The organism is Bradyrhizobium sp. LA6.1, from assembly GCF_040547805.1.
In the GTDB taxonomy this organism is placed as follows: domain Bacteria; phylum Pseudomonadota; class Alphaproteobacteria; order Rhizobiales; family Xanthobacteraceae; genus Bradyrhizobium; species Bradyrhizobium barranii.
This window is the reverse complement of sequence record NZ_JBEPQK010000002.1, coordinates 678,947-700,867: the sequence shown is the minus strand read 5'-3', so window position 1 is coordinate 700,867 and position 21,921 is coordinate 678,947. Positions and strand designations below refer to the sequence as shown.

Genomic DNA, 21,921 nt, shown 5'->3' with positions numbered 1-21,921 from the left:
GCCCTTCCCCGCTGGCTTGCCTTCTACCATGTTAGGCCCCGTTAAAATTAGCTTCGGACACTCGGTCAAATACGGACAGCGGCGGCTTGAGTTTTGAAAAGGAACCACAACGGCGGGCGAATATTTGAGTCGTCGCTAGCTCGCTACCAGAGCTGGCAGAGCGGCCCCGACCTACCCCTTGATCCCCCCGCAGCGGGGGCGGTCTCTTCGCCTTTGTCGTAGCTTCATTTTTGGAAAACCGTTCTGGGGATCCGATTCTGACAGCTTGCGCTCACTGTGCATCCGATCCTCTAAGCCAACATCAATCGGATCGGCTCACTCAATCATACTGAGGCGTGTGCGAGCTGCCTCGCCTCACCGCACTTTCCGCAAGCGCGGGCCCTGTTGCGAGCGCGGCCCCACCCGGTTTCGGGAATGTCAACGTCTCGGTCAGCTCACCGCGCACCATCGTCACCTCGCGGCGATGCACCGAGCGAAGTCGCCAGCCCTGATAGTCTCCCTCGAGCTTCAGACGTAGCGTGGCCTTGCTCGTCTCGTCGACAAAAATTCCGAAACTCTGATCGCTGCCGACGACAGTTCCGACCAGCACAAGCCGCAGCTCGGCCGGCGGTGGGCTCGGCGGCATCGGCGGCGCTTTCGGCGCCGATACTGAAATCACGGGTGGCGGCGGCCGCCGCCGCGACGCCGAGAAGATCGGCCGTTCGTTCGTATTCGGCAGCGCTGCGAGCGGAACTGACCAGAGCGGATTGCCGCGCATCGCCTCGCGCTTGACGGGATGCGGCGATGGCGCCGCGGGATCGACTTCCGGTGCCGACGTTGCGGGAGACTCCCAGAGCGGGCGGCTGGACGCGGGCTCGGTGAAGCCTGGTACGTCGATATCCGAAAAATCCGTCGGCAGCGCCGAGGTCGAGGCGCACACACCGAGCAAAGGCGCCAGCACAAGCGCGAGCCGCACCGACATCCACCGCGTCGCCTGATGCCCTCTCATGTTCCCCGTCATCGACCAGTTGATAGCAACGCGCAAGATTCTCAAGTCAAGAAAGGCCGCGGCCCGCGTATGCAATACAAGCGGGACTGCTCGGGCAACGGGCGCCGAGGGGAGCAAGCTTATCGGTTGCCGATGTGACAGCCGTGCGAAGCGGCGGTCACCTCCTTGATGCTTCCACGGCCTGTTGCGATTCCGGCACTGTGCGGCTCGGCATGGCTGTCGGGTGCCAGTATGATATTGTTGCCACATCGTCATACTCGCCTGCTAAAGTGTGGCATTGCTGTGATTGTGATGCGGAGACGTTGTAGTGCGTGGGGCCTTGTTGCGGGTGTTTTCCGCCGCCGCATCGTCCGCCCTGTGCGCGCTTCCGGCAGCGGCACACGAGCGCAACGCGGTCGCGCTCGCCGAACTCCCGCCGGTCACCGTTGCAGCGGCGGACAATCAGCATCCCAAACAGCACGCCCGCAGAAAACCGCCGAAAGACCGCGGTTTGAGCAATCAGGCAGCCGCTCGCACGGACAGCCCGACCGAGACTGGCGGTGCAACCGGCGCGGCGTCCGCCGACTCGCCCGCCTTGCAACCCACCGCCGCCAGTGCGATACGCATCACTGGCACGGAGGTGAACGCGGTCCCCTTTTCGCGGCCGGGCGAGGCGCTGGAAGTAGTGCCTGGCCTGATCGTCACGCAGCACTCCGGCGAGGGCAAGGCCAACCAATATTTCCTGCGCGGTTTCAATCTCGATCACGGCACCGATCTCGCGATCAGCGTGGACGGTATGCCCGTCAACATGCCGACCCACGGGCATGGGCAGGGCTACGCCGACATCAATTTCCTGATCCCCGAGCTGATCCAGTCGGTCAACGTCCGCAAGGGACCGTACTTCGCCGACCAGGGCGACTTCGCATCCGCCGGCGCCGTGGCGATCGACTATGCCAACAAGCTGCCGCACAACATCGCAGAGCTGACCTTCGGCAGCTTCGGCTATCGTCGCGCATTGGCCACGGGATCGACCGCCGTGGGGGCCGGCACGCTGCTCGCGGCGGTCGAAGCGAACAAGTATGACGGACCGTGGGACGTGCCGGACGACGGCCGCAAGCTGAACGGCGTCCTGCGCTACAGCCAGGGCACCGCAACCGATGGCCTGACGCTGACGGCGATGGCCTATTCCAATGGCTGGAATTCGACCGACCAGGTCCCGCAGCGCGCGATCGACCAGGGTCTGATCAACCGTCTCGGCTCGCTCGATCCGACCGATGGCGGCACCTCCAGCCGCTTCAGCCTGTCGAGCAACTGGGCGCAATCGAGCGCTTACGGACAGACCAATGTCAGCGCCTATGTGGTGCGCTCCGACCTGCGGCTGTTCAACAATTTCACCTACTTCCTCGACAACCCCGTCAATGGCGACCAGTTCAGCCAGCTCGACGCTCGCACGCTCGGCGGCTTCGACCTGCGGCATTCGTTCGACTGGCGCTTCGGCGGCCTCGTATCGCAGACCCGTGTCGGCGTGCAGACCCGCTACGACGATATCCATGTCGGGCTGTTCAAGACCGAGCAGCGCTCATGGCTCTCGACCGTGCGCGATGACCGCGTGCAGGAGGGCAATGTCGGCCTCTGGACCGATACGACCACGCACTGGAACGACTGGTTGCACACCACGGTCGGCATCCGCGAGGATTTTTTCGCCGGACACGTCTTCAGCGATACGCCGGAGAATTCGGGCAACACCCAGGCGTCGATGGCGAGCCCGAAGGCCGGTCTCGTGCTCGGCCCCTGGTACAAGACCGAGTTCTACGGCAATGCAGGCTACGGCCTGCACAGCAACGACATCCGCGGCGCGACGATCACCGTCGATCCCAACGACAAGACGACCCCGCTCGACCGCGTGCCCCTGCTGGTGCGCTCGCGCGGCGCCGAGCTCGGCATTCGCACCAAGGTGATCGACGGTCTCACCAGCTCGCTGGCCGTCTTCGTGCTCGACTTCGACTCGGAGCTGTTGTTCGTCGGTGACGCCGGCACCACCGAGCCGAGCCGGCCCAGCCGCCGCGTCGGCTTCGAGTGGACGAACCAGTACAAGCCGTTGCCGTGGATAACGATCGATCTCGATGTGGCCCAGACCCACGCGCGCTTCACCGATTTCGACCCGGCGGGGGCCTACATCCCCGGTGCGCCCGCGTGGGTGGTCAGCAGTGCGATCACGCTCGGCGGCGACACCGGCTGGTTCGGCAGCCTGAAGGCGCGCTATTTCGGTCCGCGTCCTCTCATCGAAGACGACAGCGTCCGCTCGAAGTCGTCTCTCATCTTCAATGCGCGCGCCGGCTACAGGTTCGACAACGGCGTGCGCGTGCAACTCGACGTGCTCAATCTCTTCAACGCCCAGACCAACCAGATCGAATATTACTATCTGTCGCGATTGCCCGGAGAGCCCATCGACGGCGTCGCCGACCGTCACGTCCATCCGGCCGAGCCCCTCGCGGTGCGGCTGACGGTGGCGGCAAGATTCTGATCGCAGCGGACTTGGGCATCAATGCCGGCACCGGCCCGGCTGTCACAAATCCTGAAAAAAACTGACATGGAGCGAGTGCTTCTGTCCGCGAAGGACGCGGCCGGCTGGGCGCGTTCGAGGCAGGAGTGAGGGGAATGCAATCTGAGCCGGACGGCACCGCGATCGCCTCGGCGGACCGGTTCACGCATGTGGTCCAGGACGAGGCGGGTTTCGCGCGCGCGCGTCAGGCTGCGAACCGCGCGTGGGCGTTGATCCCGATCGTGACCGCGTCGGGCTTTGCGGGTCTCGGCTACGAGATCGTGTGGACGCGCCAGTTGAGCCTTGCACTGGGCACCGAAATGATGGCGGTGCTCGGGGTCATTGCCGGATTCTTCGGCGGCCTGGCGCTGGGCGCGTTCGCACTCGACCGGCCGATCCGCCGCTCGCAATCGCCATCGCGCATCTATGCGATCCTTGAAGCCGTCATCGCCGTCTGGGGCCTGATCAGCGTCTGGCTTCTGCCCGCGGCCGGCCGCGCCCTGGCCCCGCTGCTCGGCACCGAACCGTCTGCTGTCCTGCTCTGGGCCGGCAGCCTGGCGCTGCCGACACTCGTGCTATTGCCTGCGACGATGGCCATGGGTGGAACCCTGGCCGCGCTGGAACGGATGACGAGGCAAGCGCGCGGCGAGGCCCGCGTCACGGCAGGCGTGTACGGGGCAAACACGGCCGGGGCCCTGGCCGGCACGCTCGTTTCCACATTCCTCCTGATCCCGGCGCTGGGATTTTCGGGAACGCTACTCTGCCTCGCTGCGGTCAACGCCTTCTGCGCGCTGGGCGCGCTCGCCGTCGGCCCGGCCGCAAAAGCTGATACCGAACAACGCCGGCCGGAGCGAATTCGAGACGTGCGGTTCACAATCACCTTGTTTGCGACGGGACTATTGGGAATCGCATTCGAGGTCCTGGTGGTCCGGCTCGCCGCGCAGGTGATGGAAGACACCGTCTACACCTTCGCCGGCCTCCTGGCGGCCTATCTGCTTGGCACGGCCGCAGGCAGCCTGCTCTGGCAGCGGAGCGGGCGAGATGCGAATGATGGGAATCTGCGCGGCTTGCTCGCCGCAACGGCGTTCGCCTGCATCACGGCCGCGGCGTTTGCGCCTTATGCCGGCCGCCTGGTCGAGCTCGTCTCGACTGCGGACGTCTTCGGCGAACTTGCCGTGGCGATCTCGCTGTTCCTGGTGCCCGCGACCGCAATGGGCGCACTGTTCGGCCTGCTGGCGCAACGGGTGAGCGATCAGCGTGGCTCGGTCGGATCGGCCATCGGCATCAACAGTCTCGGCGCCTGCATCGCGCCGCTGGTGGCGGCGCAAGTCCTGATCCCGGGCGTTGGCGCGTGGACGGCACTGCTTGCCGTTGCACTCGGCTATTTGCTGCTGCTGCCGCCCGGCCGCTCGGCCTTGCTGTGGTCTGCGGTACCTGCGATGCTTGCGTTGGTCCTGTGGCTCAATCCCGCGCCTTCGCTCACGCGCGTGCCATCGGGCGGAAAGCTGCTTGCGGTCCGCGAAGGGCCGATGGCGACGGCCAGCGTCGTCGACGATGCCGCCGGCGTCCGCTACCTCGAGGTTAACGGGCATTTCCGGATGGGCGGAACGAGCTCAACGCGATCCGACTACCGGCAGGCGATGCTGCCGCTGCTGCTCCACGAAGCCCCGCAGCGCGCCTTGTTCCTCGGCATCGGCACCGGCGCCACAGTGGTTGGCGGAACGCAGATGCCCGGCGTGAGCGTGCGTGGCGTCGAGCTCTCGCGGGAAGTGGTGGACCTGCTGCCCTGGTTCGTCAATCCACCGCCGACTTCTGCGCCGCGTGTGACCGTGGCGGATGCCCGCCGCTACGTCGCCGCCGATACGGGCCAGCACGACGTGATCGTCGCCGACCTGTTTCATCCCGCGCTCGATGGCAGCGGCGCGCTCTACACGGTGGAGCATTTCGGCGCTGTGAAACGCCGCCTGGCGTCAGGGGGCATCTTCTGCCAGTGGCTGCCACTGTACCAGCTCGACCTGCCGTCGCTGCGTGCCATCGTCCGCGGCTTTCTCGACATTTATCCCGACGGTTCGGCCTGGCTCAATCACTACAGCGTCCGCACACCGATGCTTGCGCTCATTGGAACGCAAGGCGGCCGCCATCTCGATACCGGGGCACTGGCGGCGCGGCTTGGCAATCCCGCGATCGCATCAGCGGTTCGCCCGCTCGGATTCGAGGCACCGATCGACCTGCTCGGTCAGTATCTTGGCGGCGCGCGCGCGCTCTCCGCCTTCGCCGGCGAGGGCCCGCGCAACACGGACGACTATCCGTTCGTGACCTTCGATGCGCGGCGCAATGTCCGGGCACTCAATGCAGCGCCCTGGTCATTGCTGCTCGCCATCATCAAGGACATTCGGCCCGATCCGAATGAGCTGCTCGCTGACGGAGCCGAGCGCGACGCGCTCGGCGCACGCCTTTCCGCCTACTGGGCCGCGCGCAACCGCTTTCTCGAAGCTGGCGCGTCCCTGCCGGGCGATCCCCGCGGCGCCGCCTTGATCGAGGCGGCTTCGCCAGGCCTCATCGACGCACTTCGCCTGAGCCCCGAGTTCGATCCGGCCTACGGGCCGCTGATGGGGATGGCAAGGTCCCTGCTCGGCTCGGACCGCGCGGCGGCCGCGCGTCTGCTACGCAAGATCAACGACGTCGCGCCGTCGCGTCGCGAGGCCAGGGACCTGCTGCTTCGGGAGTTCGGCCTCAGGAACGAGTGATCGGCCGGCTCACGGCGTGAAGTTGATGCGATAGCCCCAGCAATCGAGATGATCGGGGATCGCGTTGAAAGCGATCGTGATCCGCTGCCCGCCGGGATTCCGCGGCACCTCATGGTAAAGGTAGCTCGGAAACAGCACGAGATCTCCCGGTTCGGCTTCCGGCAGGACGTACTTGCCCGCATTGAACGGCCCCATTGCGGCAGTTCGCGTATGGTGGCGGAAAGAGAAATCGGAGCCGCCGGGCGGTCGCACGAACACCGTCTTGCAGGACGGGTGCGAGTCGGTCAGATAAAAAATGCCGGAGACGAAGCTGTTTGCGTGAGAATGCAGCGTCTGGTTTCCGCCGGTCTCCAGCATGTTGGTCCACATCTCCTTGACGGTCCAGCGCAGCTCTTCGCCGAACAGCAGAACGCCGAAATCGACCAGCTTCGGGGCAGCAAGCTCGGCGATCTGGCGGAACAGCTCGTTGTCGCGGGGATCGGCAACTTCCGTGTGGAAGAGCTGGCCTGAGCGCAAATTACCTTCGATCTTGGTGCTCCGGATCGCAGCCACGGCGGCTTCGTTCACAGATGGCGGGAGCAGCCGGGGCGAACGCAGGAGAGGAATCGGGAAGAGCGGCTCGATCTGGTCCATATCGCAATAGTCCACCTGGGTCTTGAAACGCGGGCGAACAATGCGCGCGCAAAGATGACGCTGCGATGACAGCATGCAGCGTCTCGAGGGTCTGGAAAATTGCTACTCGTGGGGCCCGAGCACTTTCAGCTTTTCGCCCGGCCGCAGCTCGTGGCGCCGTTCGCGCACCTCGTCGGAGGCACGCGCCGCCATGTCGATGCATTCGTCGAACTCGCCATTGCCGGCCTCAACCAGCGCCTGATGCAAGTGCCGCTCGGCAAAGTAGCGGGAGAGATGGTCGGCCGGCAAAGCCGCCGCCAGCGCCCGCGCTTCCGCGACCGCAGCGTGGCAATCCTCCCGAGTCGGTTCGTCGGAAACGGGCGCGGCAGCGTCGGACGCGGCCATAGCACAACCAAAGCCGGCAATGATGCCCAGCGTACAGACGGTGATACGAAGCAGGTACATGTCGAGGAGCCGGCCGAAACCGGCCTTCCAGAAAAGTGCGGCGGGACGCAATGATCGTTGCGTCCCGCCGGATGGTCTCACGTCCCGTTAGTGGTGGTCGTGATGATGATCGTCGTCGTGATCGTGGTCGTTGTCGGCGCGCTGCCCGAGCCGCCGCGCCAGTTCGGTGTTGGTCTCGACCAGGAGCTTCGGCGAGCCTTCCGGCCTGATGAAGATCGGATTGGCGTAGAACCAGACGTTCGAATAGGCCTGAACGTCGTGGGTCACTTTCTTGGCGCCGTTCACCACGTCGAGGTGCGCCGGGCACGCCGGATCGGTGCAGCTGACCTGGGCGTTGTTGGCGTCGAGCAGCGGATTTCCAGCGGTGTCGCTGACATTCGGAGTCCCGTTCGGAATGTTGGTTCCGCGTGCGCGGATATAGAACGGCTTGGGTCCAGCGACGAACGTCGTCGTGAACTTCAGCCGTACGCCGTCACGATCGCGATGCTCGCGCTGCATCTGCGATGAGGGGATCTGCCGGGCTATAATCACCGACGAATTGTACACGATCGCCGCGCCGGCCGTGCCCGCGGCATTCGCCACCGCGTAGTTCGGCGCGTCGGGCGCAACGACGCCGGTGATCTGGCCGGTGATCAGGTCGACGTGGTCGAGCGAGGGCTTGTTCAGCGGCTGCTTCAGGCCCAGCGACACCAGCAACGGATTGTCGAACGTGTAGGGACTGTTGTTCTCCTTCGGGACGGTCATCTCCATCTCGACCGTGATCTTTTCGCCGGGCCTCACGACCAGCGTCTCGCCCATGGTCTTCCAGTCGTCGCCGCGCGTCTTGGCGCGGAACACCAGATCCGGACCGATCAGGTCAGCGTTGACCGAGTAAGAGTTGCCCGAACGCATGCCGTCGACGACGTGCTGCGACGAGAACCGTCCGGCATTGGGAACATAGAGCTTGGTGTACTCGCCGGGGATGAAATCGGCCGTCGTGAAGGAATCGCGGGCGCCGCCGGCGCCGCGGCTGTGCCAGTCGGAGCTGACATAGATGAAGAAGTTACGGCCTTCGCCCAGCAGTCCGTCCCAGAGGCCGCCAACCTTCGCGGTGTAGATGCCGGCCATGCCGTACGTGCCGCCGCCGACCGCGCTGGCGGTGTACGAGCCGGATCCGCCATTGGCGCCGCCTTCGGCGAAGTGACCGGGCGATTCGATGCCGAACGCAACCGTCGGGCCCGCGTTGTTGAAGTCGCGGAAGTGCTCGATGTTGTAGCCGCGGTTGGCGGTCGCACTGAACGGCCCCTGGCGTTCGGTGTGGGTCGGGATGACGTAGGATTGCAGCGGATAGTTGGTCTGCAACCACTTGATGCCCGTGATCGCCTTCTGGTGGCCCGCGGTGCCGGCGTTGTTGACGTTGTCCTTACCGGGCCAGAGCTGATTGCCGCCGGCGTCGATGACGGGGCCGATCGCATCGGTGTCGGCGCGGTCGAAGCGGTATTCGAATTCCGCCATCTTGTCCGCGTTGCCAGGTCCTTTCTTCCGGTGCGTCGGGTGCTGGCCGGTAATGACGGCGACGTCGGCGTGTTCATGGCCGGGCGCAATCCACTCGAGTCCCTCGATCAGCACCTTCTCGTACTGCGACGAGCGATTGACGATGGTCGGATACTCGATCTCGCGGATCGACTGCCAACGCCACATCTGCGCGCCGGCGCCGCTGCCGTTCGGGGTGCCCTTCAGGCTGGAGATCGTGATTCCGTCGATGGTCTGGCCGAGCGTCTGGCTCCAGGTCGTGGTGGTCTGCCCCGGAAGGTTGGCGCTGGTGTCGCTGAAGCGGCAGTCACGGTTGCCGGAACCGCCGTGGTTGCCGAGCGTGAACCAGTCGAGGTCGAAATTGTTTCCACCGGCGGACGCGGTGCCGCGCCCGACCGCGCGATCGATCGTATAGCCGGCGGCAACCGAGCCGTCCGTGCAGGTGTTGTGGTTGTGCATGTCACCGGCAACGTAGGGATTGCCGCGACTGTCGTCGCGCCCAAATCCCTCGGCTGCGGCGCTCTGAGTCAGCGCCAGGGATGCCGACGCAGCTGTCAACAGGATCGTCTTGCCAGATGGAAACATCTATCGCCTCATTTCAAGTCAGTTATCGCGAAACGGTAGAAAGTCCGGGGATTGGGGATCATTGGCCCCAACTACGCCGGCGGACTCCCTGCAACCTCAATGATGAACAGAGTTCCGATACAGCTTCGTGAAGGATTTGTGTTCGCGCGACGCAACGCTGCACTTTCGTGAAGCATCTTGCCTCGCGCGCGCGGCCGTTGCATTTCCGCGTCACGTGAGCGATTGAAGATGACAGATGAAACGCGCTGCCGCATAAAGCGGCGGCGCGTGCAGTGAGAGTTTGTGACAACCGCATGTCAATGTCGGCGACACCAGTAGAAGCGCAATCTTTTCCGCCATCACGCACCGGGTCTCCGGCCGCGGGCGCCGATGTCATCCGCGGTGTAGAGAAACGCTCGCTCGGCTCGACGCTTGCACGGTTCTCGCGCGAGCCGCTGCTGCACTTCGCACTGCTTGGCGCGATCATCTTCGGCATCAACGCCGTGTTGCATCCGCCCGCCAAGGACGAGAAGGTCATCATCGTCACCAAGACAATGCGCCAGTCCTTCATTGACAATTTCGACGAGGACAAGGAACGCACCCCTTCCGAGGCGCAGCTCCAGAAGATGATCGACAGCTGGGTCGCGAGCGAAATCCTCTACCGCGAAGGCAAGGCGCTGGCCGTGGACCGCGGCGACGAGACGATCCGCGACCGGATTGCCTACAAGATGCAGTTGCTGATCTTCGACCAGATCCGCGTTCCGCGCCCCTCGGACGAGCAGCTGCGCGTGTGGTTCGCCGAAAACCACACCCGCTTCGACGAGCCGGAGCGCGTTTCGTTCTACATCACCCCGCCCACGGATCAGTCCAATGCGCAGCGTCAGCTCGACGATATCGTCGGGCAGCGCGAATCCGAGGAGCTACAGCATCTCACGCGCGCGATCCTCGCTCGCCCGGTCGCAAGTCTCGCCGCGTCCTTCGGCGAGGATTTCCGTGATCGACTGCTGGCGATGCCGGAGGGCGAATGGAAGCTGCTGCAATCCAAGGACGGCTGGCACGTCGCCCGGCTGGATTCCCGGCGGCCGGGAAACCTCGCCAGCCTCGACAAGGTCAGGGACGAGGCCGCCAGGATCTGGCACACGGATGAGACCCGCAAGCTGGCCTGGGAAGCGGTCACGCGGCTGAAGGCGTCCTATCAGGTGCGGTACGAGCCGTGACGGCGATCCGATATCTGCGGCCAGCGCTGCTGGTCTTGACTTTGGTGCTGGCTGCGCTCGTCCGGCCTTCGGCGCTGAATGCGCACGAGGCGGCGATGGGCGTGCTCGAATTCCGCGAGGTGCGGCCCGGCGCATTCGTCGGCCGCTGGAGCATCGAGCCCTCGATCGGCGCATCCCGGGTCGATCTCAAGGTGCCGCCCCACTGTTTTCTCCGCCTGCCCGAAATGAATTGCGGCCAGAAGGGGCTGGTTGGCTCGATCACCATCTCCAATCTCGGCTCCAACATGTCGGTTGTCCTGATCAAGGTCATCCCGATCACCGGGGAGCCGCGCAGCTACACCATTTCGACCGCCAATCCCGTCGTCTCCATTCTTGGCGCGGGCGCCCCGACGCTCGAGGCGTGGATCGAGCTGGCGAAAACCTATGTGAATTACGGGATCGATCACATCCTGCTCGGCGCCGATCACCTGCTGTTCGTGCTCGGCCTGATCTGGATCGTAGGCGGCGGCTGGCGCTTGGTGAAGACGATCACGGCCTTCACGATCGGGCACAGCGCCTCGCTTGCCGCGGCAGCCTTCGGCCTGATCGGCGTGCCGGAACGCCCGCTCAACGCCTGTATCGCATTGAGCATCGCGTTCGTCGGGGTGGAAATCGTCAAGCAGCAGCGCGGCGAGATCGGACTCACCGCCCGCTATCCCTGGATCGTGGCATTCAGCTTCGGTCTGGTTCATGGCATCGGCTTCGCGAGCGCCCTGGCGGGACTTGGGCTCGAACGCCGCCTCCTTCCTGCAGCGTTGCTGTTCTTCAATCTCGGCGTGGAGATCGGACAGCTTGCCTTCGTACTGCTCGTGCTCGCATTGATCTGGGCGCACCGACGGCTTGATGCCGTCGTGCCGCGCTGGGGCGAGGCCCTCCCGGCCTACCTCATCGGGTCGGTATCGATGTTCTGGTTCTTCGGCCGTCTGGCGCGCGTGTTCGCCGCGATCTAAGCGAGAGTCGCAAACAATGTCTTTACGCATCCCCCGAGCCCTCACGACCGCGATCGTTTCGTTCGCACTGACGCAGCCGGCTCTCGCGCACGAGCAGGCTGGCGTGGCGGGCGGCGGCGTCAGCGGCTTGCTCCATCCGGTCACCGGCATCGACCATCTGATCGCAATGGTGGCCGTCGGGATCTGGGGCGCGCAGCTCGGCGTCCCCGCAATCTGGATCCTGCCGATCACCTTCCCGCTCGTCATGGCGGTCGGCGGGGTTTTGGGCGTGCTGCATGTTCCGCTTCCGATGCCGGAGGTGATGATTGCCGTCTCGGCCGTGATCCTGGGCGTCGCCGTTGCGGCCCGGCTGCGTCTGCCCTTTTCCGCTGCTGCCGTCGTCGTTGCGATCTTTGCGATCTTTCACGGTCATGCGCACGGCGCCGAGCTTCCGCGCGCGGCGAATGCGCTGGCCTACGGCGTCGGCTTCGTCACCGCCACCGGCCTCTTGCACCTGCTCGGCATCGCGATCGGCGCGTTGACGCGCTGGCCCGCAGGCGAGCGCGTCATTCAGGGACTCGGGGCGGGTATCGCGGGAATTGGCTGCTATTTCCTCGCACAGGGCGTCGGAGCCCTTGCATGAAGCTGAATTGCGCTCGCCTATTAATGGCCACAGCGATGCTGCTGGCCGGCGCAAGCACCGCCGAGGCGCATATCGTCGCGGCGCGCCTCGGCGATTTCTACATGGGTGTCGTACATCCCCTCACCGATCTTCAGGATGTCGTTCTCTGGACTGCGACCGGCGTGCTGGCCGGTACGCTTGGAGCCGCCAAGGGGCGCTGGCTCATCGCGGTGTTTCCGCTTGGACTACTGGTCGGGTTGTCTCTTGGACAGGTTTTCAGCGCGACTTCCACACAGCTTTCGGACGCGGCAATGATGCTCGCAATCGGCCTGCTGCTCGCGGCAGCGGCGCAGGTGCCCACATTCATGCTGTGCGCGATTGCCTTCGCAGTCGCCGTGATACGGGGCGCTGCGAACGGCGCCGACCTCGGGCCTGAAACCGACCGGTTGCTGTTTGCGGCAGGATTGGCTTGCGTCGGTTACGGGGCCATCACGCTGGCAATGGCGCTAACCGCCGTATTCACGAATTCGGACGGCGTAGCGTCTTGGCGAACCATCGCCGTCCGTGCACTTGGAGGCTGGATTGCGGCTATCGGTCTGATGATGGCGAGCCTTGTTCTCGCGTCATGAGAGGCCGCGAAGAACCCTGTCATGGACGACGCGGTTCGCGGCGGGCGCGCGGCATGGCAGCAGAAGCTGGCGACCGAATTGCTCAGCGAGAATCTCGACGGCGACCTTTCGCTGGCCGCCATTGCCGCCGAACGCAATAGGTCGGCCGGTCACGTTCCCTGCGCCTCTGCACATTCGATGGGCACGCCGCCGCATCGATGGCTTCGCCAGCAACGAGTTGAGAAGGCCAAGTCGACGCTCTCAGAGTCGCGGCTTTCGCTTGCCGAGATTGCAAAGACCGCACGATCTGGCGACTAAAGCCACTTCACGCGGGTTTTCTCCGAGTCTACAAGCAGCAGCCTGGGTAGGTGGAGACGGTTTCAAGTCAGTGATGCTACCCGCGCAACCCCGGCGCCGCATGAGCTTCTGCGACGGTCGCATCCGTTCAAAAATTTATCGTCCATACTTGCCGTCGTTAGATTTTTTCTTGATCTCCCGGCGCACACGTCGTGCACACGCGGCCCTCTAACCAACTGAAAGAATTAAACTCTCGCTCCAATCCATCATGGGCAAGTTTAAGCTAGCTCCAGCAAATAAGGCCCGAGCCCGCCATATCGACAATCGTATTCCGCACCTTCGGCTGCAAAACTGCGCCGCCCGAGAATCGGTGGTTGCGAGAGCACGCGACACCCGGTTCTTGTGCTTGCTGGAACGCGCCATTCCAGCGCTGGCCGCGAAGAGTGACAATTGCCCTCCGAAGGCAAAGGTCACACGTTCGAATCGTGTCGGGTGCGCCCGAAGAGATTCGAACTCCTGCCCCCTACGAAAGCTTGTCAGGCTTGTGCCTGCTGAGAGCGGTTCCGTCCATCTGCAGTATGTCCGAGGTGCGCCAGGATTGTTGAGGCTGGATATTCGGCTCGACCAACCGTTAGTGGAGTCGTTTCCATCAAGGGCCAAAGATATTGGCTATTGACCGGCGCACGGAGGTAGCAAGGCCGCAACTTCCTTTACCAGGAGCGGCATGGTTTCGTCGGCAGTCTGTCGACGGGTGATAAGATATTCCGTGTTGGTCTTTATTATCTCAATGATCTTCAGCGAATTGTCGCCGGGGAAGGAAGCCCATTCGGTAAGGATGGGAAGTTGGTCGATGCTGGTCTTGTGGTTGGGATTTTTGCCGTAGAAGGATCCGAGCAATTCGGTCGTCTCCACCGCAATCGCGTTACCGGGCATATAGCCGGTCAAGTTCACCATCTGGGTCTGCCCGACCGGCCCGGTGACAAACTTAATATATTCCCAAGCGGCCTGCTGCCGGTCGGTGCCGGTTGCAAACATCATGGCCATGTTGCCGCCGGCGGGAAGGCGGCCGTCGGCGGCCGCCAGCGGGAAAGGCACCGTCCTGAATTTGAAGCGGCCGCCGATCTGGCGCTCGGCGGCGGCGACGTAGGAGGTGGAATCGGCCAGCACGGCGACACTGCCGGCCACGAACGACTGGCGCGCCTGGGCCAGCCCCAGATTGGGCATGCCCGACTTGCCGAAGGATTCGAGCGTTTTGAGCGCCCACATTCCAGCGTCGTCGTTGAAGGCGATGTTGCACCCGCCAGCCTTGAGAATGTGCCCACCCTTGCTCGTCACCAACGACTGGACCAGCCAGTTGCCGGTCTGCTCCCACTGGAAATAAAGGCCGGTGACGCCGGCGTTACCGGCCGCTTCCACCTTCTTGCCGAAGGCAAGCAATTCGGGCCAGGAACGCGGCAGGTCATCGACCTTGCCGCCGGCCTTCTCCACTAGGTCGGCATTGACGTAGAGCACCGGGGTGGAGACTGCAAACGGCAATCCGTACATTTTGCCTTTCCATTTGCCGAGTGCGGCGAGCGTCGGGTAATAGCCGAGTGCGGCCGTACCGCCCTCTTTGGCGATGAAGCCGTCAAGGGGTACGCCGAGGCCACGGTCGACGAACAACCCGATCTGGTTGATGCCGTTGAACGCAACATCCGGAAGCCGACCGGTAAGCTGGTCGCGTAGAATCTGCTGGGCCGCCTCTTCATAGCCGGCGACGGCATTGCGGAATTTGATCTTGATGTCTGGATGCAGCTCGGTAAATCGCTTGGCCAAGTTCTGCTGCAGCGTGCTGAAAGTGCCTGGCGTGGTATAAAGCACATCGAGTGTAACCTCGGCCGAAGCCGATGCGGCAAAGCCGATGATCCCAACGGTCGAACCCAGCAAGCAACGGAGCAATTGTTTGGACTGATACGGCATGGAGGATTCTCCCGGGTTGGATTCAGTTACTCGCGGTGAAGGAAATGCTGTCGATGAAGCGCTGCTGGGCGAACAGGAAGGCCAGGATGAGCGGTGCCACGATGATGACCGCACCGGCCATCAGGGGGCCGGTGAATTGGCCAGCTTCGTCGTCCCGGAACAGCAGCATGCCGAGGGCGGGAGTCGACAATTCTTCGCTGCGGACTGCGATCAGTGGCCAGAACAGGTCATTCCAGTGTGCCACCACGGAGAAGATGCCGAATGCCGTCAGGGAAGGCACCGCGACCGGGAGCATTACCCGCCAGATGATCTCGAATTCGCCGAGTCCGTCGAGGCGGGCTGCATCGATCAATTCATCCGGTATGGCGCGAAAGAACTGCCGCATCAGGAAGATGCCGAGCGTGGAGATCATCCATGGCAGTATCAACGCCGCATAGGTATCGAGCAGCCCGAATACGTGCAGAAGCACGAAATGCGGAATGGCGAGCGCCTGTGGCGGGATCAAAAGGCCGAGCAGCACGACAGAGAACAGCGTATCGCGCCCGCGAAAGCGCAACTTCGCCAGCGCATAGGCGCAGGGTATGCAAACCAGCATCTGAAGCGAAAAGATCGCGGCGCAAACGAACAGTCCATTGAGCAGGAAACGGTGCATCGGCGCCGCCGTGACGGCGATGCGATAGTTATCAAAGCCGTGCAACGTCTGCGGCAACAGGTGAAACGCGGGCTGGAATATTTCTTCCGGCGGTTTTAGGGACAGGCTGATCATCCAGACAAAGGGCACCAGCGCGAAGGCCGAGGTGAGGAGCAGCGCCCCGTGGCGCGCGAGCCCCTCCACACGGGACCGCCGGCTCATTGACGATCGATGCCCGGTAGACGTCATGTGTAATGTACCCGCCGATCAAGCATTCGCGCTTGCGCCCGCGTCAACAGCATGACGACGGCGAGATATACGACGGTGAGGGCCGCACCATAGCCGGTGCGCAGGAAGTCGAAGCTCTCGGTATAAAGACGATGCAGCAAGACATCCGAAGCGAAGTTCGGGCCGCCCTTCGTCAGCACCCGCACGGTGTCGAACACCTCGAAGGCACGTTTCGCGGTGAGGATCAGCACGAACATTGTCACCGGACCGAGCATCGGCATCGTCACCGTTCGCAGCCGGTCCAGCAATCCGTCCGCGCCGTCGATGGCCGCAGCGTCGTAGAGAGACTGCGGGATCGATTTCAGGCCGGCGACGAACAGCACCATGGCAAAGCCGAAGCTCTGCCAAATGCCGATGATGCCAAGCGCGGGCAACACGGTACGTTCGTCACGCAGCCAGTTCACGCCGGATATGCCGAACTCGGCGAGCAAGCGGTTCACCAGCCCGATAGTTGGATGGAGCATCGTGCTCCATACGATCGCCATTGCCGCCATCGTCGACATCACCGGCAGAAAATGGGCGGCTCGATAGAAGCTACGGAGTGCGGGACGAGCCTCGATCAGCAATGCCACCACGAGCCCAAGGATCACCGTGCCAGGCACCACGATGGCGACATAGAGAGCGGTATTGGCAAGGGCTTTCCAGAACACCGCGTCCGCGAACAGCCCGCGGTAGTTGTCTAAACCGAGAAAGTGCAGCGATGCTGAGCCGATCTGCCAGTCGGTGAACGAGAACACGGCGACAGCCAGTATGGGCCCGAACAGCAACAGGATGAGTAACGCGACCGCCGGTGCCATGGCCAGCCACGCGGTCCTGTGCTCGCGCCGGCGGCGCCCGGCGACGAGAGCCATCGGTTCGCCTTGACCAGGAAAAGCATGCTTCATGCCGCGACGTGCTCCTGCCCCTGGGTTCGCAGGCGACGACCCGATGCGGCAAACTGAACGATCCGCTTGGGATCCGGGCAGATGCCAACGGCATCATCGATCGCGAAACGGCCCGACGACGGCTTGACGCGAACGATGATGGGCAGGACTGCGCCCGCCGCCATCACAGCGACTTCGATGAAGAGGTCGGAGCCGTGATTCTCGACGGCGGCAATCCGGCCTGACAAAAGTGCGGTGGCGGGTGGGGAGAGGTCGGCCGCCTCCGGCCGGAACGCCAGCGTCGCCGCGCCGGGAAAGACGGCGCATCTGTTACGACCTTCCGGAACCAGCGCCTCGACGGGCACGACATTGATCCTGGGGCTGCCGATGAACTCGGCGACGCGCAGATCATCCGGATCGTGATAGAGTTCGTCGGGTGAGCCGACCTGAATCAGTTCGCCGCCCATCATAACGGCGATACGATCTGACATCGTCATCGCCTCGCCCTGATCGTGCGTGACGAAGAGGAAGGTGCTTCCCAGGCGCCTGTGCAGGCCGGATATCTCGGCACGCATCTGCACCCTAAGCTTGGCATCCAGGTTGGAGAGCGGCTCGTCCATCAGAAACACCGCCGGATGACGCACCATGGCGCGGCCGAGCGCCACGCGCTGTCTTTGCCCACCAGATAATTGACCGGGCTTCCGGTCAAGAAGATGCGAAATATCGAGCATCGCGGCAGTCTCCTCCACCTCGCGGCGGATGACGCTCTCGATAGCTGGCCGGCCCGGCATCAGGCTCCCGAGCAGAGGCATGCGCTGCAGGCCGCCGAGCCGCCGGACACGCAGCGGCAGGGCGATATTGTCGAAAACCGAGAGATGCGGGTACAGGGCGTAGGATTGAAACACCATCGCCACATCGCGCTCCTTGGGGCGCAGGCCGTCCACGGTCCGCCCAGCGATCATCACTTCGCCGCTATCCTGCATGTCGAGGCCGGCGATGATGCGCAGCAATGTGGACTTGCCGCATCCCGACGGTCCGAGCAGGGTCATGAATTCGCCATCGCGGATGTCGAACGATACTCCCCGCAGAATGAGTGCGTCACCGTGGCGCTTGACGACGCTCGTCAGAGAGATGTCTGACATGCGAGCCCTTCCATTGTGGGCACAGGATCCAGACGCTGCAGAGTGCGTCCGTCCATGCCGGAGTGGGATACGCCGAGATGGGTCAGCACGGTCGGCGCGATGTCGATAACGCGCGCCGTTTCCCCCCGTACCGCGCCTGGAACAAAGCCGTTGCCGGAGACGAACAGGAATGGAGCCTGCTCGAATGGGGCAAGGCCGCCATGTTGACCACAACCAAGCCGATCCGCCTTGCCCGATGCAGGCTTAGCGACGAGGCTGGTGCCACGTACACCACAGGCATTTGGTTCGTCGCCAGCGCGCATGGAGATCGCAAAAGCGAGACAATGATGCGGCGCCTGTCCAATCAGGTCGAAGGACTCGGCGGGCACAACACGACCAACCCAGTCAACCCGTTCCAGATGCGCACGGAGCGCCGGGATGCGTCTCGAACAATCCGGATGCACGTAGATCAAGGCTGAGGTTCCGTTCGAAACCGCAATCACGTCGCCTGAATTTCCCGAGTCCTTGAGGCCGACTGAAATCAAATCATGCTCAATGTCGACGACGCCCGTAACGGTCTGATGTCCGTGATCAGAGCCGACCATGAGCAGGATATCCTCACCAGCCGCACGACAGGTTTGAACGGCTTCAATCACCTCCCGCGCACGCAAGTCCGACTGTTTCAAAGCCTCGATATTTTCAGCAGAACCCAGCGGATAATTATGCTGCGTCGCATCGGGATCTCCGAGCCACAGGACACCCAGCGCCGGACATCGCTCAAACAGCACTTCGCGGATGAATCGCTCCGTCATCTCGCGGTCGCCGCTTAAGTCCGGCTCAACGCGCAGTTGCTCGGTCTCCGGAACCGAAACGCGGCCCGGACCGAACGAGCCCGCGCGATGATAGACATAACCATGGCCATCAGGATCATGGGCATAGGCAGCACCTGGCGAGACATTACTAAAGACGATCGCACCACCAGCGCTGGCAAGACGTTCGGCCAGCGTAGGGACGGCCAGCGACCGACCCGTCACCCGGCGCTTGTGCTGAAGAAAATCGGGATGACCGGCATCGTGCGGAACAAGCACGTCGTCCTCCATGAGCGCCAGAGAATTGCCCTGTAATTCATGGCGGGCGGGGTAGCATCCAGTAGCGATGCTTGCGGAGACAACGCGAGTGCAGGACGGGAATACCGTGCGGTAGTCGGCAAACGTTTCCGCACATTTGGCGAAGGCGACTAGATTTGGCGTCACCTCTGGGGAAATCTGGTCGCGTCTCAGGCCGTCGAGGGTAACAAGAATAGTGCGGCGCATCACGTCAGGTCCTCAGGCAGTTCAGGGCAACGGCAAAGATGTCGAAATTGCGCAGTGGAGCCACACCGAGTTCGGCTTGATGCTGCGGCGTGATGGGATGGGAGAGCAGGAACGGCACTTCTTGCTCCGCAAGTCCGCCATGGGACCGCAATCGCTCTCCGGCAAGTTGCGACAGGTCGTGATCCTCCGCACGCGCGCCGATTGCCGTTCCCTTCTCCGCGACGATCGCAAGATCGCCCTCGCGGTCCTCCGGCAGTTCAAAGCGCTCGCACGCCTGATCGCGGGACAAAGCGAGTGCAACACCTGGAAGAGATCGAATAAAAGAAGCGACTGCATCGGGATCAAGATGTGGCGCAAGCAGATGGACGCGCACGAAGCCGCCCATCGCCCCATGATGTCGGACAAACGGATCGGTGATCGGACAGATCACGCGGGTGGTACCGGGCCCATACTTGGCATCGAGAACGTCGCCCAGATACAGGACATTGGGCTCGCCGTGGTCTGCTGCCATGTCGTTCATGCCGTGGTCTGCGACTATTCCAACGACTGCCCCACTCGCCATGAGCCGTTCGATCCGCTGATCGACCTCGCGCATGAAAGCAATCGCTTCCGACGCATTGGGCGCATGCTTGTGCTGCACGTAGTCGGAAAGCGACAGGTACATCAAGTCGGTCGGTTGCGTTTCGAGCAGCCGTATGCCTGCATCCAGTACGAAGAGCGACAGATCAGCCGAATAAAGCTCGGGCGTTTCACGTCCGACAAGGCCTGTCACATCCTCAATGCCGTTCTCGGCGATCGTGCAGGAATGGGCTTTCTCCGCAGAGAACGCGACGCCATCGAGTTGATGGCCCAGGGCCTTGCACAGCTTGTCCTTGGCGGTGATCGCCACGACTTTGGCGCCGGCATTTGCAAAGGTCGCAAGAATCGTGGGCGCGCGCATCGGCGTCGCGTCAACCATCATGATTTCCTCGCCAGTCGTCCGGTCGAGGTAGAAATTGCCCGACACCCCATGTACCGCAGGCGGGACGCCGCAGACGATGGAAACATTGTTCGGGTTCGTGAAGGTCGGCATCGCGGCGAGCGCCAAAGAGGCAAATCCGTCCCGGGCCATGCGGTCGATTGCCGGAATCGCGTTTCTTTTGCGGGCCGCATCGAGATAGGCGGGGTCGCATCCGTCAAAGCATATGATGACGGTTGTTTGCGAAGGCCAGAAATAGTCGCGGCCGTTGACGGCCAGGGAAAGCGGGTGTGCGATTTCGGAAGCCATCACTGTACTTTCATGGTGAGAGTTTGACGAGGCGCCACAGCCTCAAGCCAGCCGGCAACGCGCAACAACTCGGCATCACGACCATGACGACCGATCAGCTGGACGCCGATCGGCAGTCCGTGACGCCCCGTCAGAAGCGGCAGGGAGACAGTCGGCAAGCCGCACAGGCTCCAGGGCATCGACATGACACCGGACCCCGGCCCGTCTTCCAGCCGTAGCGCCTCGCCCGGCGCCGACAAGGTGATGATTGCGTCGACCTCATCAAATAGCCGATCGGCTCGCGCGACAAGCCGGTCGGCCAGCGCGTCGAGGGCAAGGTAGCGTTCGGCGGCGATCATGCGTCCCGCCTCGATTCCCTGCCGCAGCGGCAGGCAATAGCGACGCATGGTTTCATCGGGCGCAGAGCCGAAGCGGTAAGCGAGATGGGCGTTGAGCAGGCCCATCGTGGTATCGAGCGCGTGACTGAATTCGGCGGGTAGATCGATCGGATCGATCGTCGCCGGCAAAGCCTCGAGCAACGCTTCGATCGCAGCACGGGCATCGTCATCGGCCGTCGCCCAAGCGGGCCCTTTCGCGAAACCGAGCCGAGGCGCTCGCACCGCAGGAGCAATGTCAGCCAGAGCCGGATCGAAAGCGCCGGCGAACAGGCACAGGTCCATCGTGGATCGCGCCAGCAACCCCAGATGCGCCAGACGAGGCACCAGAACGTTCGCACCTGCCATGGACGCGAAGCCGAGCGAGGGTTTGAAGGCGAATGCGCCGCAGAACGAGCCGGGAAGCGTGGTCGATGCCGTGTGTTGCGTACCGAGCCCGAGCGGCACCATATGATCGACAACCGCGGCTGCGGATCCCGACGAGGACACGCCGGGCGAACGCGACAGATCGAGCGGGTTGCGGGTCGGACTTGGGTGGTACATCCCGAACTCGGACGTGGCGGTCTTGCCGATGATGATCGCGCCGGCCCGGCGCAGCATCGAGACGGCGACAGCATCCTTCGACGGCTGACGGTCGCGAAGTGTTTCGCTGCCGTATTCGGACGGCATGTCGGCGGTGTCAAAGACATCCTTCACACCGACGGGAAGACCATGCAGCGGACCAAGAGGCAAACCCGATGCGCGCCAGGCATCTGCCAGCTTCGCGTATTCCCGCGCGCGTTTCGCATTGAGAAAGGCCCACGCCTTCACCTGCGGCTCGCGTGCCGCGATTCGATCAAGGCATGCATTCACCAGATCAGCGGAGCTTATCTGGCCTTGCTTGAGTTTGGCAGCCAGAGCGCTGGCGGACATCCGGTTTTGAGCTTCGTCAGGGACGAACAACGGAGTTGGAGCTAACGACCGCCCGGTCGGCACAAGGTCGCT

18 protein-coding genes are annotated in these 21,921 nt (G+C 63.4%); 7 read left to right on the top strand and 11 right to left on the bottom strand.

Annotated elements, in window-relative coordinates; all coding sequences use genetic code 11:
* Positions 1–319: 319 nt before the first annotated feature.
* Positions 320–988, bottom strand: a complete 669-nt coding sequence (locus ABIB99_RS07015; protein WP_354175259.1) for a hypothetical protein — start codon at positions 986–988, stop codon at positions 320–322.
* Positions 989–1,295: 307 nt separating this feature from the next.
* Here ABIB99_RS07015 and ABIB99_RS07010 point away from each other — a divergent pair, with 307 nt between their 5' ends.
* Positions 1,296–3,491, top strand: a complete 2,196-nt coding sequence (locus ABIB99_RS07010) for a TonB-dependent receptor (protein WP_354175257.1) — start codon at positions 1,296–1,298, stop codon at positions 3,489–3,491.
* 134 nt (positions 3,492–3,625) lie between these two features.
* Complete coding sequence (locus ABIB99_RS07005) at positions 3,626–6,256, top strand: spermidine synthase (RefSeq protein ID WP_354175256.1); 2,631 nt, start codon at positions 3,626–3,628, stop codon at positions 6,254–6,256.
* Positions 6,257–6,265: 9 nt separating this feature from the next.
* Here ABIB99_RS07005 and ABIB99_RS07000 read toward each other — a convergent pair whose 3' ends face one another.
* From ABIB99_RS07000 to ABIB99_RS06990, 3 genes are all read right to left on the bottom strand, one after another.
* Positions 6,266–6,889 (bottom strand): putative 2OG-Fe(II) oxygenase, encoded by a 624-nt coding sequence (locus tag ABIB99_RS07000; RefSeq protein WP_028149847.1) that lies wholly within the window; start codon positions 6,887–6,889, stop codon positions 6,266–6,268.
* A gap of 102 nt (positions 6,890–6,991) precedes the next feature.
* Positions 6,992–7,384, bottom strand: a complete 393-nt coding sequence (locus tag ABIB99_RS06995) for a hypothetical protein (protein WP_354175255.1) — start codon at positions 7,382–7,384, stop codon at positions 6,992–6,994.
* 36 nt (positions 7,385–7,420) lie between these two features.
* A complete protein-coding gene (locus tag ABIB99_RS06990) occupies positions 7,421–9,430 on the bottom strand; it encodes a hypothetical protein (protein ID WP_354175253.1) in 2,010 nt (669 codons plus the stop codon).
* Between the two features lie 293 nt (positions 9,431–9,723).
* On the opposite strand from ABIB99_RS06990, the gene ABIB99_RS06985 reads away from it, so the two are divergent.
* Genes ABIB99_RS06985 through ABIB99_RS06965 form a run of 5 tightly spaced genes read left to right on the top strand, consistent with a single transcriptional unit; the run spans position 9,724 to position 13,142 of the window.
* Positions 9,724–10,626 carry a peptidylprolyl isomerase gene (locus ABIB99_RS06985; protein WP_354175251.1) on the top strand — a complete coding sequence of 301 codons (903 nt, stop codon included), beginning with the start codon at positions 9,724–9,726 and terminating at the stop codon, positions 10,624–10,626.
* The gene (locus tag ABIB99_RS06980; RefSeq protein WP_354175250.1) at positions 10,623–11,615 is read left to right on the top strand and encodes a HupE/UreJ family protein; all 993 of its coding nucleotides are present in this window, start codon (positions 10,623–10,625) and stop codon (positions 11,613–11,615) included. The genes ABIB99_RS06985 and ABIB99_RS06980 overlap by 4 nt, the downstream gene beginning before the upstream one ends.
* A gap of 16 nt (positions 11,616–11,631) precedes the next feature.
* Complete coding sequence (locus ABIB99_RS06975; RefSeq protein WP_354175248.1) at positions 11,632–12,237, top strand: HupE/UreJ family protein; 606 nt, start codon at positions 11,632–11,634, stop codon at positions 12,235–12,237.
* Positions 12,234–12,845 carry a HupE/UreJ family protein gene (locus ABIB99_RS06970; RefSeq protein ID WP_354175247.1) on the top strand — a complete coding sequence of 204 codons (612 nt, stop codon included), beginning with the start codon at positions 12,234–12,236 and terminating at the stop codon, positions 12,843–12,845. The genes ABIB99_RS06975 and ABIB99_RS06970 overlap by 4 nt, the downstream gene beginning before the upstream one ends.
* 21 nt (positions 12,846–12,866) lie before the next feature.
* Positions 12,867–13,142 carry an AraC family transcriptional regulator gene (locus ABIB99_RS06965; RefSeq protein ID WP_354175246.1) on the top strand — a complete coding sequence of 92 codons (276 nt, stop codon included), beginning with the start codon at positions 12,867–12,869 and terminating at the stop codon, positions 13,140–13,142.
* A gap of 648 nt (positions 13,143–13,790) precedes the next feature.
* Here the strand turns inward: ABIB99_RS06965 and ABIB99_RS06960 are convergent.
* From ABIB99_RS06960 to ABIB99_RS06930, 7 genes are read right to left on the bottom strand one after another with little or no spacing between them, the layout of a single operon-like run.
* The gene (locus ABIB99_RS06960; RefSeq protein ID WP_354175245.1) at positions 13,791–15,080 is read right to left on the bottom strand and encodes an ABC transporter substrate-binding protein; all 1,290 of its coding nucleotides are present in this window, start codon (positions 15,078–15,080) and stop codon (positions 13,791–13,793) included.
* Positions 15,081–15,102: 22 nt separating this feature from the next.
* The gene (locus ABIB99_RS06955) at positions 15,103–15,933 is read right to left on the bottom strand and encodes a carbohydrate ABC transporter permease (protein ID WP_354175243.1); all 831 of its coding nucleotides are present in this window, start codon (positions 15,931–15,933) and stop codon (positions 15,103–15,105) included.
* 23 nt (positions 15,934–15,956) lie between these two features.
* Positions 15,957–16,883: a carbohydrate ABC transporter permease gene (locus ABIB99_RS06950; protein ID WP_354175242.1), complete on the bottom strand. Its 927-nt coding sequence runs from the start codon at positions 16,881–16,883 to the stop codon at positions 15,957–15,959.
* Positions 16,880–18,004, bottom strand: coding sequence for an ABC transporter ATP-binding protein (locus ABIB99_RS06945; protein ID WP_354175241.1), 1,125 nt, complete (start codon positions 18,002–18,004; stop codon positions 16,880–16,882). Before ABIB99_RS06945 ends, ABIB99_RS06950 begins: the two co-directional genes overlap by 4 nt.
* Entirely contained in the window at positions 17,986–19,296 is a 1,311-nt protein-coding gene (locus ABIB99_RS06940) for an alkaline phosphatase family protein (RefSeq protein WP_354175239.1), read from the bottom strand. Before ABIB99_RS06940 ends, ABIB99_RS06945 begins: the two co-directional genes overlap by 19 nt.
* Before the next feature lie 4 nt (positions 19,297–19,300).
* Positions 19,301–20,563 carry a phosphonoacetate hydrolase gene (gene phnA / locus ABIB99_RS06935; RefSeq protein ID WP_354175237.1) on the bottom strand — a complete coding sequence of 421 codons (1,263 nt, stop codon included), beginning with the start codon at positions 20,561–20,563 and terminating at the stop codon, positions 19,301–19,303.
* A complete protein-coding gene (locus ABIB99_RS06930; protein ID WP_354175236.1) occupies positions 20,563–21,849 on the bottom strand; it encodes an amidase in 1,287 nt (428 codons plus the stop codon). Before ABIB99_RS06930 ends, phnA begins: the two co-directional genes overlap by 1 nt.
* Positions 21,850–21,921: the final 72 nt, after the last annotated feature.

Coding starts and splice junctions, on each gene's coding strand:
- ABIB99_RS06970 (WP_354175247.1), top strand. CDS start 12,234: ATGAAGCTGAATTGCGCTCGCCTATTAATGGCCACAGCGATGCTGCTG.
- ABIB99_RS06965 (WP_354175246.1), top strand. CDS start 12,867: ATGGACGACGCGGTTCGCGGCGGGCGCGCGGCATGGCAGCAGAAGCTG.
- ABIB99_RS06975 (WP_354175248.1), top strand. CDS start 11,632: ATGTCTTTACGCATCCCCCGAGCCCTCACGACCGCGATCGTTTCGTTC.
- ABIB99_RS06985 (WP_354175251.1), top strand. CDS start 9,724: ATGTCAATGTCGGCGACACCAGTAGAAGCGCAATCTTTTCCGCCATCA.
- ABIB99_RS06950 (WP_354175242.1), bottom strand. CDS start 16,883: ATGAAGCATGCTTTTCCTGGTCAAGGCGAACCGATGGCTCTCGTCGCC.
- ABIB99_RS06945 (WP_354175241.1), bottom strand. CDS start 18,004: ATGTCAGACATCTCTCTGACGAGCGTCGTCAAGCGCCACGGTGACGCA.
- ABIB99_RS06990 (WP_354175253.1), bottom strand. CDS start 9,430: ATGTTTCCATCTGGCAAGACGATCCTGTTGACAGCTGCGTCGGCATCC.
- ABIB99_RS07015 (WP_354175259.1), bottom strand. CDS start 988: ATGAGAGGGCATCAGGCGACGCGGTGGATGTCGGTGCGGCTCGCGCTT.
- phnA (WP_354175237.1), bottom strand. CDS start 20,563: ATGGCTTCCGAAATCGCACACCCGCTTTCCCTGGCCGTCAACGGCCGC.
- ABIB99_RS06955 (WP_354175243.1), bottom strand. CDS start 15,933: ATGAGCCGGCGGTCCCGTGTGGAGGGGCTCGCGCGCCACGGGGCGCTG.
- ABIB99_RS06940 (WP_354175239.1), bottom strand. CDS start 19,296: ATGCGCCGCACTATTCTTGTTACCCTCGACGGCCTGAGACGCGACCAG.
- ABIB99_RS07005 (WP_354175256.1), top strand. CDS start 3,626: ATGCAATCTGAGCCGGACGGCACCGCGATCGCCTCGGCGGACCGGTTC.
- ABIB99_RS06930 (WP_354175236.1), bottom strand. CDS start 21,849: ATGTCCGCCAGCGCTCTGGCTGCCAAACTCAAGCAAGGCCAGATAAGC.
- ABIB99_RS06960 (WP_354175245.1), bottom strand. CDS start 15,080: ATGCCGTATCAGTCCAAACAATTGCTCCGTTGCTTGCTGGGTTCGACC.
- ABIB99_RS07000 (WP_028149847.1), bottom strand. CDS start 6,889: ATGGACCAGATCGAGCCGCTCTTCCCGATTCCTCTCCTGCGTTCGCCC.